Consider the following 15,511-nt stretch of genomic DNA (forward strand, 5'->3'; position numbering starts at 1 on the left):
TACCACCGCACCTCCCGCGTTGGAGCGGCAAGCTCGCTCTCCCGCGTCAGCAGTCCCGGAACTCCGGCGACTGGTTGAGCAGCTGGCTGCGGACCGAGGTGAAGCGGGCGAGCTTCTCGTCGACCGTGGCTTCGAGCGGGAACACCGCCACCCGGTGGCAGTTCTGGAAGGCCAGTCGCACACCGAAGTGCCGCTGCAGGGCGCCGCGTATCGCGTCGCTGGCGAGCGCGCGCAGCAGCTGACCGCGCGCCTGCTCGTCCGGCGGGGGCGTCTGGTTGTCGGCGAAGTCTCCGCCGTCGACCTTCAGCTGAGCCACCAGGGAGCTGATCATCTCCCACGCATAGGGCAGGGAGGTCCGGACGCAGTCGACGAATTCAGCTTCGTCGACCTCGCCTCGCTCGGCCTTCTCGAGTAGGGCCGGTGAGACGTCGAGCGACATGGGTTCTCCTCTCGCACCCCCGTAGAACAGGGGTTGCCGGACAGTAAAGGGAGTGCGCGATGCCGAACACGCTGCGTACACACGTCACGACCTCCCGTTCACTACGGTAAGCACCCGATGGTGGCGGCACCAGGCGAACAGGCAGATGGAGACGTCCCCTTGCACACACAATCGGCCACAAACGAACAGGTGGGTACCGGGAAATTAGGGGCGCCCCACTGAGCCCTTTCCTACCGGCCCGGGGTAGGCGAATCGCGTGCACCGGCACCGGTCGAGTAGCGTTGCCGACCATGCGTCTCGTCATCGCCCGCTGCTCCGTGGACTACGCCGGACGGCTCACCGCCCACCTTCCGTCGGCCCCTCGCCTGATCCTCGTGAAAGCGGACGGCAGCGTGTCCATTCATGCAGATGACAGGGCCTACAAGCCTCTCAACTGGATGTCGCCGCCCTGCACCCTGAAGGAGGGCGGCGGGGACGACGAGGGTGTGTGGACCGTCGTCAACAAGGGGGGCGAGAAGCTCATCATCACGATGGAGGAAATCCTCCACGACACCACGCACGAACTGGGCGTGGACCCGGGTCTGATCAAGGACGGCGTGGAAGCACACCTTCAGGAGCTGCTCGCGGACCGCATCGAGACGCTCGGCGAGGGCTACACGCTCATCCGCCGCGAGTATCCGACAGCGATCGGCCCGGTCGACATCCTGTGCCGCGACGCCGACGGGCGGACCGTGGCGGTGGAGATCAAGCGCCGCGGTGAGATCGACGGCGTCGAGCAGCTCACCCGCTACCTCGACCTGCTGAACCGCGACCCCCACCTGGCCCCGGTCCGCGGCATCTTCGCCGCGCAGGAGATCAAGCCCCAGGCCCGGGTCCTGGCCACCGACCGCGGCATCGGCTGCGCGGTCCTGGACTACAACGCGCTCAGGGGCATCGAGGACGACAAGCTGAAGCTGTTCTGACGCGCGGCGGCGAGCTGGCACGCCGCAGGGCGGCGCCCGCCCCGAACAGGGCGGCGCCCCGACGGCGCCGGGCCCCGCACCCGCCCGCCACGCTCAGATCGACGGCGGCGGGCTGCTCGCTTCGGTGGCGCTGGAGCTCGCGCCGGTACTGCTCGGCGCACTCGTCGAGCCGGTCGACGTCGGACTGGTCGACGTCTCGGACGCGGTCGGCGTGGGAGTGTCCGAAGGAGTCGCGGTCGGCTTCGTCGTGGACGGCGAGGGCGACGGCGGCTTCGTCGGCGTCGCAGACTTCGTCGGCCGCTTCGTGGGCGACTTCGACGGTGAAGCCGTTCTGCTGGGGCTCCGCGTCCCGCCGGGCGCGTGCGACGACCCGGCCGAGGACGACACGTGCTGCGTCGGGTCGTCGGACGTGCCCAGCGTCCCGTCGGGCCCCGGCTGGGAGGGCCGGCTCGTCGCCTCCCCGGTGTCCCCTGCGTTCTCGGGGGTGTCCGCCAGATTCCCGTCGTCGAGGTCCTGGCTGACGGAGGGGTCGACTCCGACGTTGTCGGAGGGCCTCTCCCCGTCCTTCCCGGACGTCGCGCCCAGCGTCACCACGGTCGCCAGTACGGCGACGAGCAGCGCCCCCGCCCCGCCCGCGACCGCGTTCCGCCGGGCGAGGTTCCTGACGCCGCCGCGCGCCCTCCCCGGCCCGGCGGGTTTCCGCGACGCGCGATGCGTGACGACGCCCGACGTGCCACCGGCGCGCGGTTTGACCGGCGGGAAAGCCGCCGGCCCACCGCGCGACCGCGACTTCTCCCGCCCCGCGTCCGCCCCCGCCTCCCCCGCTGCCAGGGCGAAGCCGGAGGCGATGCCGGACCGGTCGGCGACGAGCGCGAGGGCGCGCCGACCGGCCACGGTGCCCCGCTTGTCGGAGAGGGCGCCGCGCAGGCCGATGGACGCCTCCAGTTCGGCGCGGGCCCGGTCGTGGTGGCCGCCGCACAGCGCGAGGACGCCGAGTTCGTGGTGGAAGTAGGCCTGTTCGACGACGTCACCGGCGAGCCGGGCGGCCTCGGCGCCGGACCGCAGCGCCCGCTCCCAGGCGCCCCAGTGCAGCCCCGCGGCGAACGCGGGAGCAGCCGTACGGGCCAGCCGGACGGCGATGCTGTCCTCGTCGTCCCCGGCCGTGGTGAGCGGCGCGAGCACTCCGAGGGCGGCGAGGATCGCGTCGGCCTCCACGCACACGCGCTCGGGCGTGACCGAGGGATGTCCGGCCCACCAGGCGTAGTGCTGGGCGACCGTACGGGCGCGGCCCCCGACGTCGTCGGCGTATCCGGCGGCCTCCAGCTGGGCGTGGACCCCGGCGGCGAGCCGGTAGCGGGAGCCGACCGGTGAGACCAGCCCGCAGTCCGTCAGCTCGCCGAGGCCGGCGTCGGCGTGGGTGTCGCCCACGAGGGCGGGCAGATGGGCCGGGTGGGGAACCTCTCCGCCGAGGGCGACCGCGAACCGCAGCGCTTCGCGCGCGCAGTCGCTCAGCCGGGAGGCGAGCAGCGGCGCGGGGGCAGCGGCCTGGCCGAGCCCGGGCAGGAGTATCTCGTCGCCGGACCCCGGCCAGACGAGCATGTCGTCGGGCCGGGCGTCCCCGAGGACGCCGTCGTACTCGTCCGCGGCGGAGCCGTCGGCCCGCAGCCGGTCGCGCTGCCGCAGTAGGGCGCCGGCCTGGACGAAGCGCAGCGGCAGGCCCTCGGACTCGAACCAGAGGTCGCCGGCCCAGTTGGACTCGTCCTCGGTGAGGGACCGTCCGACGACACGCTCCAGCAGGTCCAGCCCGGCGGCCCGTTCCAGCCCGGGGAGGGTGGCCTCCTCGACGCCGGAGTCGTCGGACGGGGCGGGCACGTCCGGGGTGGCCGACATGAGGAAGGCGCACTCGGGCGTGGCCTCCAGCAGGGCGTCGAGGCCGGCGCCGCCGAACTCGATGTCGTCGAGGACGACGACCGCGCCGATCTCCCGGACGCAGCTGAGCAGTTCGTCCCGTTCCGGGCGGTGCAGGGGCGCGTGGTGGACGGTGTGGAAGAGGTCGTGGAGCAGTTCGTCGGAGGTGCGGTGACGGCCGCTGAGGCGTACGACGCCGTCGGGGGCGAGGTCCGTGCAGTCCTCGGCGACGATGTCGAGGAGGGTGCTGCGGCCGGAGCCGGCGGGCCCGGTGAGGCGTACGGAACGGCCGCGGGCGAGGAGCCGGACGAGGTGTTCGCGTTCGTCGTGGCGCTGGAGCAGCGGCAGCGCGGGCTGCGGCGGGCCCGGCGGCACGGGCGGCCTGGCGGCGCGGTCGGCGGCGGCGCGCTCGGAGGCGGTGTACTTCGGGGGCCTGCCGGGCTGTTCGCCGGGCGGGCAGACCTCGATCTCGCTGCCGTCGACGGGGTTCACGGTGAGCAGGAGGTCGCCCGAGACGATCTGTACGGTGCGGGCGAGGGCGGGCGCGTGCGGGACGAGGTCCGGGGTGTGGGACTCCCGGGGCGCGGGGCGGCTCGGGCTGTGACCGGCACCCTCGTAGTGCGCGACGCCGTAGTCGGAACCGTCGTAGTCGGAACCGTCACCGTCGCTGCCGACGCCGTCGCCGGTGCCGCTTCCGGCGCCGTCGTACTCGGCAGCGTCGTAGCCGGCACGGTCGTACGGGGCGCGCTCGTAGTCGCCACGGCCGTGGTCGGCACCGTCGTGGCCGTACTCCTCGGGTCCCCGGCTGTTCGGGTCCATAGGTTCAAGCCCCCAAAAGCGTCGTGTGCCGTAGAGCCCCTCCCGGCCGGCCTTGCCGCACACCGCGCTGTCGCTCTGGTCCGGGCCCGCTCGTGGGGTCTTGAGGCAGCGGGCAGCCGAACCCTAAACCTTCGCTCAGTATCTCCGACAGCCCGGGGTGCCGGGGCGCCCGAGAGATCACGGTCTCGTGAGGATTGACCCCGACGACCCCGACGTTACGTTTCGCCGGGCCTTGAGCGGGTCTCCCGCGCAGCCCGCTTCACACCCGTCGGAGCGTCAGACACGGGGCAGGGACTCCACGGCGAGGCCGCCCTCGATCGCCAGGATCCGGTGCAGGCGGGTGGCCACCAGCAGGCGCTGCATCTGCGGCGGCACGTCACGCAGGACGAGCCGCCGGCCACAGCGTCCGGCACGCCGGTGGGCTCCCATGATCACGCCCAGTCCGGTGGCGTCCCAGGAGTCCAGCGCTGACAGATCCAGCACGAGATCACCGGCTCCGTCGTCGACGGCCGAGTGCAGGACCGTTCGGGCGTCCGCCGCGCTGCGAACGTCGAGGCGGCCCTCGACGACCAGCTCGGCGTGGTCGCCCCTGATGTGCATATGCGCTCCCCGTGCGTGCGTCTGGTGCTCCGCGAATGTGGGTCCAAGTGTGGTGCCGGTAATGCAACCTCTGACGGGGTCGACCCGTCAGTGGTTGCAGTCTGTAAGCGAACCGATACCGAATTCACCCTCGGGTGTGACCCTCCAAGGGTTTCAACGCGTTTCGGCGCTTGACGTCACGTCAGTGCTTGTAGAAGCCCTGCCCGCTCTTGCGCCCGATGTCACCGGCATCAACCATCCGGCGCATCAGCTCCGGCGCGGCGAACTTCTCGTCCTGGGACTCGGTGTAGATGTTGCTCGTGGCGTGCAGCAGGATGTCGACGCCCGTCAGGTCCGCCGTGGCGAGCGGGCCCATCGCGTGGCCGAAGCCGAGCTTGCACGCGATGTCGATGTCCTCGGCGCTGGCGACGCCCGACTCGTACAGCTTCGCCGCCTCCACGACGAGCGCGGAGATGAGACGGGTGGTCACGAAGCCGGCCACGTCCCGATTCACGACGATGCACGTCTTGCCGACCGACTCGGCGAACTCCCGCGCCGTGGCGAGCGTTTCGTCGCTCGTCTTGTAGCCGCGGACCAGCTCGCACAGCTGCATCATCGGCACCGGCGAGAAGAAGTGCGTGCCGACGACGCGCTCCGGACGCTCCGTCACGGCCGCGATCTTGGTGATCGGGATGGCGGAGGTGTTGGAGGCGAGGACGGCGTCCTCGCGGGCGATCTTGTCGAGCGTCCGGAAGATCTCGTGCTTGACGTCCAGCTTCTCGAAGACGGCCTCCACGACGATGTCGGCGTCGGCGACGGCGTCCAGGTCGGTCGTCGTGGTGATGCGCGCGAGGGCGGCGTCGGCGTCGTGCGCCTCCATCCGCCCCTTGCTGACGAACTTGTCGTACGACGCCTTGATGCCGTCCGTGCCGCGCTTGAGCGCCTCGTCGGTGACGTCGCGCAGAACGACGTCCCAGCCCGCCTGTGCGGAGACCTGGGCGATGCCGGAACCCATGAGTCCGGCCCCGATGACGGCGAGCTTCCCTGCCACTGCGACTCCCCTGATACGCGCTGTCCGACTGCCTCTCGGCCGGACATTAGCGCCAGTGAGCCGTGCTGTGACGGGTTAGTAACGCGCGTCACGTCTCACATGACGGACATCACATCGACGGCGGCGGGACAGCGGAACGCAGGCCGGGCATAGGGGACGACGGTGACCTGCCGCCCCCTGGATCCGGCCCGATCCCCGCTGCCGCGGACGGCGCGGCGTCGGGCGCCCGGCAGGTCGGCGAACGCCCCGGACCATGGGGGGCCGGACCCGCGGACGTACGGTGGAGGACGAGCAGCGCGCCCGCGGCATGTGCGGGCGATCGGCTGCGCATCACCAGACGGAGGAGAAGTCCGGCATGGCCGTGATCCACCGCACCACCCTCACCCCGACCAAGCTGGAACTGCTGGGCGCCTGGCTGCCGTCACGGCCCTGGTACCACGGGGGCGCCGGGGAGCCGCAGTTGGCGAAGGCCGGCGGGTTCAGGCTGGACGACCCGGAGGGCGCGGTCGGCATCGAGTTCATGGTCGTCACCGACACGGCGGGAGCCGAACCGACGGCGTACCTGGTGCCGTTGACCTACCGGGGCGCTCCGCTCGACGGGGCCGAGGAGAACCTGATCGGCACCGCCGAGCACGGCGTACTGGGCAGGCGCTGGGTCTACGACGGCTGTCACGACCCGGTGCTGGTCGCGGAGTTGGCCGCGCTGCTCGCGGGCAAGGCGGAGCCGCAGGCGCAGAGTCTCACCGACACGCCGGACCGGGAGGTCACGCGCGCGTACGCCGGTGAGGGCCCGGTACCGACGGAGTTCGGCGCCGTGACCGACACGGAGGAGCACACCGAGCTGTCCGCGACGGGCGGCACGACCCTGCGTGTCCTGCGCACGCCGCGACCGGCCCCCGCCGAGCCGGGTGCGGTCGGACATGTCGCGGGCGGGTGGGAGGGGCCCGGCGGGACGCGCGCCCACGGCGTGTTCTTCGTCCTGCACGCCACGCCCGGGGCATGAGCCCTGTCCGGACCGCGGGCTGACAGGCCGGCAGAACCTGTCGTCCCGCGGTTCGTCAGCCGCGCGCCGCGTACCCGAGCACCCTGTCGCTCAGCAGGTCCTCGATGTCGTCGACGAGGACGAGCGCCTCGCGTGAGACCTCGGCCGGCGCGCGGCCCTTCATCATCTCCCGGCCGATCGCGACGAAGACCGTGCTGTGGATCCAGCAGATCTGGCCGGCGACGAGGCCCGGCAGCGGGTCTCCGGCGGTGGCCGCCGTCTCCTCGCGCAGCGTCGCCTCCAGGTTGTCCTGGATTTCCTGCTGGAGGCTCCACAGCCGGGAACGCAGTTGCGGCGACTCGTGGATGACGCGCATGAAGCGGTCGTAGCCCTCGATCAGGCCCACCCTCGGGGACACCGCCTCGATCTCACGGCGCAGTTCGCGCAGCACCGCGTCGGCGGCCGACTCGCCGTCGTCCCGGCCCCGTACCCAGCGGGAGAGCTGGTCGACGACGCCCTGGGAGCGGTCGAAGAAGAGGTCCTCCTTGGCCGGGAAGTAGTTGTAGACCGTGTTCACGGAGACGTCGGCGGCCTCCGCCACCTCCGCCATCGTCACGGTCACGAAACCGTGCTCCAGGAACAGCCCCGTGGCGATGTCCGAGATCCGCTGCCTGGTTTCGCGCTTCTTCCGCTCCCTGAGCCCTTCTGCCATGCCCTCATCGTAGGCAGGCCCGGCAATAACTGGGCCTCATGCAATCTTGGACGCATTGCAAACTTTCAGCGACTCTGCTTTTCTGGGCCCATGACCATCATCAGTACGGCCGGTCTGGCCCGTACCTTCCAGTCGAAAAGCGGCCCGGTGGAGGCCGTACGAGGCATCGACCTGACCGTCCACGAGGGCGAGATCCTCGGCTTCCTCGGGCCCAATGGCGCGGGCAAGACCACCACCCTGCGCATGCTCACGACGCTGCTCCCACCGACCGGCGGCGCGGCCACCGTCGCCGGCTGCGACCTGGCCGCCGACCCGGCCGGGGTACGGCGGGCCTGCGGCTACGTGGCGCAGTCCGGCGGCGTCGACCCGCAGATCTCCGTACGGGAGGAGCTCGTCACGCAGGGGCGGCTGTACCGCCTGAGCAAGGTGCGGGCGGCCGGACGGGCGGAGGAGCTGGCCCGCGATCTCGGGCTGACAGAGCTGCTCGACCGCAACTGCGGCGCGCTGTCGGGAGGTCAGCGGCGCCGGCTGGACATCGCGATGGCGCTCACGCACCGGCCCCGGGTGCTGTTCCTGGACGAGCCGACGACCGGCCTCGACCCGGGCAGCCGCGCCGACCTGTGGGACCTGGTCCGGCGGCTGCGCGACGACCACGGCACGACCGTCTTCCTCACCACCCACTACCTGGACGAGGCCGACGCGCTCGCCGACCGGCTGGTCGTCGTGGACCAGGGCGTGGTCGTCGCCGAGGGCACCCCGGCCGCGCTGAAGCTGGAGTACGGCGGCTCTCTGGACGCCTCGCTCCAGGACACGTTCCTGGCCATCACCGGACGCAGCGCACCCCGGCCCGACGCGACCCCCATGGCCGTATGAGAACGCAAGGCACCCCAGGACCCCCAGGACCCCCAGGACTCTCTCTGATGCTGCTCCACGACACCGCGCTCATCTACGGGCGCTACCTGCGGCAATCGCTCCGCTCCCGCTTCGCGCTGCTCTTCGGCGTGCTGATGCCGCTGCTCTACCTGCTGTTCTTCGGTCCGCTGCTCACCGATCTGCCGCTCGGCGGGAGGGGCGACTCCTGGCAGGTGCTGGTGCCCGGCCTGCTGCTCCAGCTCGCTCTGTTCGGTGCGTCGTTCGCCGGGTTCATGATCATCCTGGAGAAGGGGCAGGGCATCGTGGACCGGATGCGGGTCACGCCGGTCAGCCGTCTGGCTCTGCTCCTGGGCCGGGTGCTGCGCGAGGCCACCGTCTTCGTCTTCCAAGCCGTGCTGCTGGTGCTGGCAGCGCTGGCGATGGGGCTGCGGGCGCCGCTGCCCGGCATCCTGATCGGCTTCGGCTTCGTCGCGCTGCTGACGGTGGCGCTGGCCGCGCTGTCGTACGCGCTGGCGATGAAGGTCAGTACGCCGCAGCAGTTCGGCCCGACGATCAACGCGCTCACCATGCCGTGCATGCTGCTGTCCGGGCTGATGCTGCCGATGACGCTGGGCCCGGCCTGGCTGGACGTGCTGTCGCACCTCATGCCGTTCCGCTATCTGGTGGACGCGGTGCGGGACGCGTACGTGGGCCAGTACGCGACGCCACACATGCTGTACGGCTCCCTGGTGGCCGCCGGATTCGCGACGCTCGCCGTGACAGTGGGCACACGCGTGTTCCGAACGGCCGGAGCGTAACTACGCTGGCGGCATGGTCAATCTGACGCGCATCTACACCAGGACCGGCGACCAGGGAACCACCGCCCTCGGCGACATGAGCCGGGTCGCCAAGACCGACCTGCGGATCTCCGCGTACGCCGACGCCAACGAGGCGAACGCGGTGATCGGCAGTGCCATCGCGCTGGGCGGTCTGGACGACGAGGTCGTCACGGTCCTCGTCCGCGTCCAGAACGACCTCTTCGACGTGGGCGCGGACCTGTCGACGCCGGTCGTGGAGAACCCGGAGTACCCGCCACTGCGGGTCGAGCAGTTCTACGTCGACCGTCTCGAAGCGGACTGCGACCACTTCAACGAGCGGCTGGAGAAGCTGCGGTCCTTCATCCTGCCGGGCGGCACGGCGGGCGCCGCCCTGCTGCACCAGGCCTGCACGGTCGTACGGCGGGCCGAGCGCTCCACCTGGGCCGCCCTGGAGGTGCACGGCGAGACCATGAACCCGCTCACCGCCACCTACCTCAACCGCCTCTCCGACCTCCTGTTCATCCTGGCGCGGACGGCGAACAAGGAGGTCGGGGACGTGTTGTGGGTGCCGGGCGGCGAGCGCTAGCGCGAACCGGCGGGCTCCTTGCCCGGCTCTCGCTTGGGGAACAGGGTGTAGCTCGCGGCGACGACCAGGTTGATGCCGATCACCCACAGCAGCCTCGTCTGCCAGGTCCGCAGCGACCCGGTGTCGCCGTCGTCGCCGACGTACCAGGCCGCCGCCTGGAGCAGCGCGAGGGCGACGCCGGACGCGACGATCCAGCGGGCCGCCGTCCGCCACTCGTGCGCGGCGCGCGCCATGCCGTACTTCGGCGGCGTCACGGGTGGCGGACCGCCGGCGAAGCGGTGCGCGACCCGGGCGTCCGCCCACGTGACCGTGGAGTGACCGAGTCCGACGGTGAAGCCGATGTAGACGGCGGCCAGACCGTGCTTCCAGTCCGGCTCGCCGCCGTTCTTCAGGTCGGTCGCCGTCACCACGAGCAGCACGACCTCCAGCAGCGGCTCGCACAGCAGCAGCGCCAGGCCGGTGCGCGGCATGCGCAGCCCGTAGCGGAAGGCGAGACCGGCGGCCAGCAGGACCCAGAAGGCCACTTCGCAGGCGACGACCAGGGCGACCATCACGACGTACTCCCTTCGTTCACCCTTCCAGGCTCCCGTCGGGACCGGCGTACGGCGTCGTCGCCGGTGACGAACCCCGGCTGCATCCTTCGATGTAGTCGCGGACCGTCCTCGAGCATCAGGCGCACGGCGTCCGGCGCGTGTTGGATGGTGCCATGGCCGTACGACTCCCCCGCCCGCACCGCTTCGACGTGTGGGCCGCGCTGGCCGGACTGCTCGGCGGGCTCGTCCTGTGGGGCATCGGGCTGGCGATGCGCCCGGCCGGCGAGCCGAGCGTGCTGTGGGAGGGCCGCTGGCCCGTTCTGCTGCCCCTCGCGGTCACGACCGGCTGCGAGCTGCTGCGCCGGGCCGCCCCGCGCACGGCCCTGCTGACCGGCACCGTCGCCGTCACCGCGGACGTCCTGACGCAGGGCAACCTGGCCACGGTCGTGATGTACACCGACCTCATGTACGCCGCCGTCCTGTACGGCACCCCCGCCTCGGCCCGCCGCATCCCGCGCGTCACCGGCCTGCTCACCGTCGTCGCGACCGTCGTGCCGTACGCGATGTGGCGGGAGCCGGAGGCGCTGCTGATCGGTGTGGCCGTCGGCGTCGTCGCGTTCGCGCCTGCCTCGACCGGTCTGATCGTCCGCAACCACCGGGAGGCCGCCGAGACCGCGCGGCTGCGGGCCGAGCAGACGGCCCTGCTGGCCGAGACGGACCGCGTGCAGGCGGTGCTCGCGGAACGCGCCCGGATGGCCCGCGAGTTGCACGACATGGTCGCCAACCATCTTTCCGCCATCGCCATCCACTCCACGGCCGCACTGTCCCTGGACGACCCCGGCACCTCACGGGACGCGCTCACGGTGATCCGCGAGAACAGCGTCGCCGGACTGGGCGAGATGCGCCGCCTGATCGGCATCCTGCGCGACGGTTCCGCCGACCGTGAGCCCGCCGCCACCCCCACGCTGGACGGGCTCGGCGCGCTGGTGGCGGGGGCCCGCGCCAACGGGCTGGACGCGCGTCTGGACACGGGGGGCGAGGGGACGGGTGAGGCGGTGCCCACGCCGGTCGAGCTGGCCGCGTACCGGATCGTGCAGGAGTCGCTGACCAACGCGCTCAAGCACGCCGCGCCCGGACCCGTGCACGTACGGCTGCGCCGGGCCGACGGCACCCTCGTCGTCCGGGTCACGAGCCCCTACGGCGACCGGGAGGGCCCGCGCGCCCCCGGCTCCGGAGCGGGACTGGTGGGCATGCGGGAGCGGGCGGCGCTGCTCGGCGGCACGTTCACGGCGGGGCCGGGCGGGTCGGCGCCCGACGGCGCGGGCACCGCGGGCACGGGTCGCGGCGGCGCGGTGTGGACCGTACGCGCCACGCTCCCCCTCACCGATCCGACCGATCCCGCCGGACCCGGCGGTGCCGGCAGACTGACCGAAGGAGATGTCGCATGATCCGCGTCCTCGTCGCCGAGGACCAGTCCGCCGTACGCGCCGGCCTCGTCCTGATCCTGCGCAGCGCCCCCGACATCGAGGTGACCGGCGAGGCCGCGGACGGGGAGCAGGCGGTGGCGCTGGCCCGCGAACTGCGCCCGGACGTCGTGCTGATGGACGTACAGATGCCGCGTCTGGACGGGGTGTCGGCGACGCGGCAGGTCGTCGCGGAGCGACTGGCGGACGTGCTGGTGCTGACCACCTTCGACCTGGACGAGTACGTCTTCGGCGCGCTGCGGGCGGGCGCGGCCGGTTTCCTGCTCAAGAACACCGAGGCGCGCGACCTCATCGAGGCGGTGCGGACGGTCGCCCGCGGGGAGGGCATGGTCGCCCCGGCGGTCACCCGGCGTCTGATCGCCGAGTTCGCGGCGACGCCGGTACGGGAGCCGCGGACCGATCCGGCCGTGCTGGAGGGCCTCACCCGGCGCGAGCGCGAGGTGCTGTCCTGCCTCGGTGAGGGACTGTCCAACGCGGACGTCGCGAGCCGCCTGGACATGGCCGAGGCGACGGTGAAGACGCACGTCAGCCGCCTGCTGGGCAAGCTGGGCCTGCGCAGCCGGGTGCAGGCGGCGGTACTGGCGCGGGAGCTGGGGGTCTGAGGCGGGGCTGCCGGGCTCCAGCGGAACGACGTCGAGGGCCGAGCGGAACACCGGTCGGGGATCTAGCAGGACAAGAAGGACACTGGTCCAGACCTCTTGACCTCTGGTCCAGACCTTTCTATTCTCGCGGCACTGCGGGCCTGATGGCAGTCACGCCCCCGACAACAACATAAGGAGGCGCATCGTGCGCTTCAGACAGAGAGCGGTCGCGGGACTCGCGACCCTGCTGCTCCCGCTAGCCGGACTGGTCTCTCTCGCAAGCCCCGCCGAGGCGGCCACCTCCGCCACCGCCACCTACGCCAAGACCCAGGACTGGGGCACCGGCTTCGAGGGCAAGTGGACGGTGAAGAACACCGGTACCACCAGCCTCAGCTCCTGGACCGTCGAGTGGGACTTCCCCTCCGGAACCTCCGTCACCTCCGCCTGGGACGCCGACGTCACCTCCTCCGGCACCCACTGGACCGGCAAGAACAAGTCCTGGAACGGCACCCTCGCGCCCGGCGCCTCCATCTCCTTCGGCTTCAACGGAGCCGGCACCGGCTCCCCCTCCAACTGCAAGCTCAACGGCGGCAGCTGTGACGGCGGCTCGGTCCCCGGCGACTCCGCCCCCTCCGCCCCCGGCACTCCGACCGCGTCCGGCATCACCGACACCTCGGTGAAGCTCAGCTGGTCCGCGGCCACCGACGACAAGGGCATCAAGAACTACGACGTCCTGCGCGACGGCGCCAAGGTCGCCACGGTGACGGGCACGTCGTACACGGACAGCGGCCTGACCGCCGGCACCGACTACTCCTACAGCGTCCGGGCCCGCGACACCGCCGACCAGACCGGTCCGGCCGGCGGATCCGTCCGGGTCCACACCACCGGCGGCGGCGGCGAGGAGCCGCCTCCCACCGGTGACAAGGTCAAGCTCGGCTACTTCACCGAGTGGGGCGTCTACGGCCGCAACTACCACGTCAAGAACCTCGTGACGTCCGGCTCGGCCGCCAAGATCACCCACATCAACTACGCGTTCGGCAACGTCAAGAACGGTCAGTGCACCGTCGACGACACCTTCGCCGCGTACGAGAAGGCCTACACCGCCGACCAGTCCGTCAGCGGCGCCGCCGACACCTGGGACCAGCCCCTGCGCGGCAACTTCAACCAGCTCCGCGAGCTCAAGGCGAAGTACCCGCACATCAAGGTGCTGTACTCCTTCGGCGGCTGGACCTACTCCGGCGGCTTCGGCCAGGCCGCGGCCAACGCCACCGCCTTCGCCAAGTCCTGCAAGGCCGTCGTGGAGGACCCGCGCTGGGCCGACGTCTTCGACGGCATCGACATCGACTGGGAGTACCCGAACGCCTGCGGCCTGACCTGCGACACCTCCGGTCCCGCGGCCTTCAGGACCCTCACCCAGGCGCTGCGTGCCGAATTCGGCCAGGACTACCTGATCAGCGCCGCCATCACCGCCGACGGCACCGACGGCGGCAAGATCGACGCGGCCGACTACGGCGGCGCCGCCCAGTACCTCAACTGGTACAACGTCATGACCTACGACTACTTCGGCGCCTGGGACAAGACCGGCCCCACCGCCCCGCACTCGCCCCTGACCTCGTACAGCGGCATCCCCAAGGAGGGCTTCACCTCCGCCGCGGCCATCGCCAAGCTCAAGGCCAAGGGCGTCCCGTCCGCCAAGCTCCTCCTCGGCATCGGCTTCTACGGCCGCGGCTGGACGGGCGTCACCCAAGCGGCCCCCGGCGGCACCGCCACCGGCCCGGCCACCGGCACCTACGAGGCGGGCATCGAGGACTACAAGGTCCTCAAGAACTCCTGCCCCGCCACCGGAACCGTCGCCGGCACGGCCTACGCCCACTGCGGCACCAACTGGTGGTCCTACGACACCCCCGCCACCATCAACAGCAAGATGGCCTGGGCCAAGAACCAGGGCCTCGGCGGCGCCTTCTTCTGGGAGTTCAGCGGCGACACCGGCAACGGCGAACTGGTGAGCGCGATCGACGGCGGCCTCGGGTGACCCACTGAGCCCCGGCCACCGCAGCACCACGGCCGCCCGCCACGCGAAGGACCGCGCGGCGGGCGGCCCCGTCATGTCGCCGGCCCGCAGGAGGGAGGCGTTCGCCGGCCCGGCCCCCTACGCCACGTTCACCCGCTGCCCGGGCGGCGCCGCCTCGAGCCAGGCCAGAAACCCGGTCAGCGCGTCCTCGCTCATCGCCAGTTCGAGCCGCGTCCCGCGGTGCAGACAGGCCAGCACCACATGGTCCGCCAGGAGTGCCAGTTCCTCCTCGCTCTCCGGAACACGGCGGCCGGCCACCTCGATCGCGGAACGCTCCAGGATGCGGCGCGGACGCGGCGCGTAGGAGAAGACGCGGAACCACTCCAGCCGGTCACCGTTGTACCGCGCCACCCCGTACGCCCAGCCCTTGCTGCTGGTGTCGCCGTCCTCGGGCGCGCCCCAGCGCAGGCTGCAGTCGAACGTCCCCCCGGACCGCTGGATGAGCCTGCGGCGCAGGCCGAGGAGGAAGAGCGGCAGCAGTACAAGGACGACGATGATTCCGCACACAGTCAGAGCGAGGACCATCGGCACCGACCTCCCCGTCTCCTAGATAACGGAACGTAAAAATCACCCAGATCTGCCTCAGCCGCGGCCGGCTCCGGATTGCTCCGGTGCCGACCGCGGCTGAGTGACATCATCGCGTCGCGGCTGTCCCAGGACCCCGAAGGGCCTGGGCAGGACCTCCAGGGTTCAGCGCGCGGCCGCCGCCCGCAGACGGACGTCCGCACGGCGCTCCGCGAAGGCGTCGGCCTCCGACTTGGCGCGCTCGAACGCCCGCTCCGCACGCTGGACGTCGATCTCGTCCGACAACTCGGCGATCTCGGCCAGCAGCGACAGCTTGTCGTCCGCGAAGGAGATGAAACCGCCGTGCACCGCGGCTACGACCGTTCCACCGTCACTCGTACGAATGGTCACCGGGCCCGACTCCAGCACACCGAGCAGCGGCTGGTGACCGGGCATGACGCCGATGTCGCCGGACGTGGTGCGCGCGACGACCAGGGTGGCCTCGCCGGACCAGACCTGGCGGTCTGCGGCGACCAGCTCGACGTGCAGCTCAGCAGCCAAGGGTGGCTCCTCGGGTCACCACCCGGCGGGACTGCCGGGTGTTGGTTACAAGTCTAGTGGGCGTGAGTG

Annotated in this window: 16 protein-coding genes; 8 read left to right on the top strand and 8 right to left on the bottom strand. The window is 71.6% G+C overall.

Features of this window, described 5'->3' with window-relative positions; genetic code table 11:
• Positions 1-46: 46 nt before the first annotated feature.
• Positions 47-439: an SCO5389 family protein gene (locus tag ABZ354_RS18925; protein ID WP_358658086.1), complete on the bottom strand. Its 393-nt coding sequence runs from the start codon at positions 437-439 to the stop codon at positions 47-49.
• A 290-nt stretch (positions 440-729) separates the two neighbouring features.
• On the opposite strand from ABZ354_RS18925, the gene nucS reads away from it, so the two are divergent.
• A complete protein-coding gene (gene nucS / locus ABZ354_RS18930) occupies positions 730-1,401 on the top strand; it encodes an endonuclease NucS (protein WP_358658088.1) in 672 nt (223 codons plus the stop codon).
• A 93-nt stretch (positions 1,402-1,494) separates the two neighbouring features.
• Here the strand turns inward: nucS and ABZ354_RS18935 are convergent, their stop codons facing one another.
• The 3 genes from ABZ354_RS18935 to ABZ354_RS18945 all read right to left on the bottom strand — a co-directional run bounded on the left by ABZ354_RS18935 (position 1,495) and on the right by ABZ354_RS18945 (position 5,758).
• Positions 1,495-4,128 (bottom strand): ATP-binding protein, encoded by a 2,634-nt coding sequence (locus ABZ354_RS18935; RefSeq protein ID WP_358658090.1) that lies wholly within the window; start codon positions 4,126-4,128, stop codon positions 1,495-1,497.
• Positions 4,129-4,404: 276 nt separating this feature from the next.
• Positions 4,405-4,728, bottom strand: coding sequence for an STAS domain-containing protein (locus tag ABZ354_RS18940; protein WP_358658092.1), 324 nt, complete (start codon positions 4,726-4,728; stop codon positions 4,405-4,407).
• A gap of 181 nt (positions 4,729-4,909) precedes the next feature.
• Positions 4,910-5,758: a 3-hydroxyacyl-CoA dehydrogenase family protein gene (locus ABZ354_RS18945; RefSeq protein WP_358658094.1), complete on the bottom strand. Its 849-nt coding sequence runs from the start codon at positions 5,756-5,758 to the stop codon at positions 4,910-4,912.
• Positions 5,759-6,113: 355 nt separating this feature from the next.
• On the opposite strand from ABZ354_RS18945, the gene ABZ354_RS18950 reads away from it, so the two are divergent.
• Positions 6,114-6,761: a 1,4-alpha-glucan branching protein gene (locus tag ABZ354_RS18950; protein WP_358658096.1), complete on the top strand. Its 648-nt coding sequence runs from the start codon at positions 6,114-6,116 to the stop codon at positions 6,759-6,761.
• A gap of 55 nt (positions 6,762-6,816) precedes the next feature.
• On the opposite strand, the gene ABZ354_RS18955 is transcribed toward ABZ354_RS18950, so the two are convergent.
• Positions 6,817-7,452: a TetR/AcrR family transcriptional regulator gene (locus ABZ354_RS18955; RefSeq protein ID WP_358658098.1), complete on the bottom strand. Its 636-nt coding sequence runs from the start codon at positions 7,450-7,452 to the stop codon at positions 6,817-6,819.
• A gap of 90 nt (positions 7,453-7,542) precedes the next feature.
• Here ABZ354_RS18955 and ABZ354_RS18960 point away from each other — a divergent pair, with 90 nt between their 5' ends.
• From ABZ354_RS18960 to ABZ354_RS18970, 3 genes are read left to right on the top strand one after another with little or no spacing between them, the layout of a single operon-like run.
• The gene (locus ABZ354_RS18960; RefSeq protein WP_358658100.1) at positions 7,543-8,325 is read left to right on the top strand and encodes an ATP-binding cassette domain-containing protein; all 783 of its coding nucleotides are present in this window, start codon (positions 7,543-7,545) and stop codon (positions 8,323-8,325) included.
• Between the two features lie 47 nt (positions 8,326-8,372).
• On the top strand, positions 8,373-9,122 hold the full coding sequence (locus tag ABZ354_RS18965; RefSeq protein WP_358658102.1) for an ABC transporter permease: 750 nt from the start codon (positions 8,373-8,375) through the stop codon (positions 9,120-9,122).
• 13 nt (positions 9,123-9,135) lie between these two features.
• On the top strand, positions 9,136-9,708 hold the full coding sequence (locus ABZ354_RS18970) for a cob(I)yrinic acid a,c-diamide adenosyltransferase (RefSeq protein ID WP_358658104.1): 573 nt from the start codon (positions 9,136-9,138) through the stop codon (positions 9,706-9,708).
• On the opposite strand, the gene ABZ354_RS18975 is transcribed toward ABZ354_RS18970, so the two are convergent.
• Entirely contained in the window at positions 9,705-10,262 is a 558-nt protein-coding gene (locus tag ABZ354_RS18975) for a hypothetical protein (RefSeq protein ID WP_358658106.1), read from the bottom strand. The two genes, ABZ354_RS18970 and ABZ354_RS18975, sit on opposite strands and share 4 nt — an antisense overlap.
• 152 nt (positions 10,263-10,414) lie before the next feature.
• Between ABZ354_RS18975 and ABZ354_RS18980 the strand changes: the two genes are divergently transcribed.
• The 3 genes from ABZ354_RS18980 (at position 10,415) to ABZ354_RS18990 (ending at position 14,338) form a co-directional block, all read left to right on the top strand.
• Positions 10,415-11,689: a histidine kinase gene (locus tag ABZ354_RS18980; protein ID WP_358658108.1), complete on the top strand. Its 1,275-nt coding sequence runs from the start codon at positions 10,415-10,417 to the stop codon at positions 11,687-11,689.
• Positions 11,686-12,327 carry a response regulator transcription factor gene (locus ABZ354_RS18985; RefSeq protein ID WP_358658110.1) on the top strand — a complete coding sequence of 214 codons (642 nt, stop codon included), beginning with the start codon at positions 11,686-11,688 and terminating at the stop codon, positions 12,325-12,327. Before ABZ354_RS18980 ends, ABZ354_RS18985 begins: the two co-directional genes overlap by 4 nt.
• Positions 12,328-12,511: 184 nt before the next feature.
• Entirely contained in the window at positions 12,512-14,338 is a 1,827-nt protein-coding gene (locus ABZ354_RS18990) for a glycoside hydrolase family 18 chitinase (RefSeq protein ID WP_358658112.1), read from the top strand.
• A gap of 117 nt (positions 14,339-14,455) precedes the next feature.
• On the opposite strand, the gene ABZ354_RS18995 is transcribed toward ABZ354_RS18990, so the two are convergent.
• Positions 14,456-14,902 carry a DUF2550 domain-containing protein gene (locus ABZ354_RS18995; RefSeq protein WP_358658114.1) on the bottom strand — a complete coding sequence of 149 codons (447 nt, stop codon included), beginning with the start codon at positions 14,900-14,902 and terminating at the stop codon, positions 14,456-14,458.
• Positions 14,903-15,067: 165 nt separating this feature from the next.
• Positions 15,068-15,442 carry a F0F1 ATP synthase subunit epsilon gene (locus ABZ354_RS19000; RefSeq protein ID WP_358658116.1) on the bottom strand — a complete coding sequence of 125 codons (375 nt, stop codon included), beginning with the start codon at positions 15,440-15,442 and terminating at the stop codon, positions 15,068-15,070.
• Positions 15,443-15,511: the final 69 nt, after the last annotated feature.

The organism is Streptomyces sp. NPDC005925 (assembly GCF_040638805.1).
GTDB lineage: Bacteria > Actinomycetota > Actinomycetes > Streptomycetales > Streptomycetaceae > Streptomyces.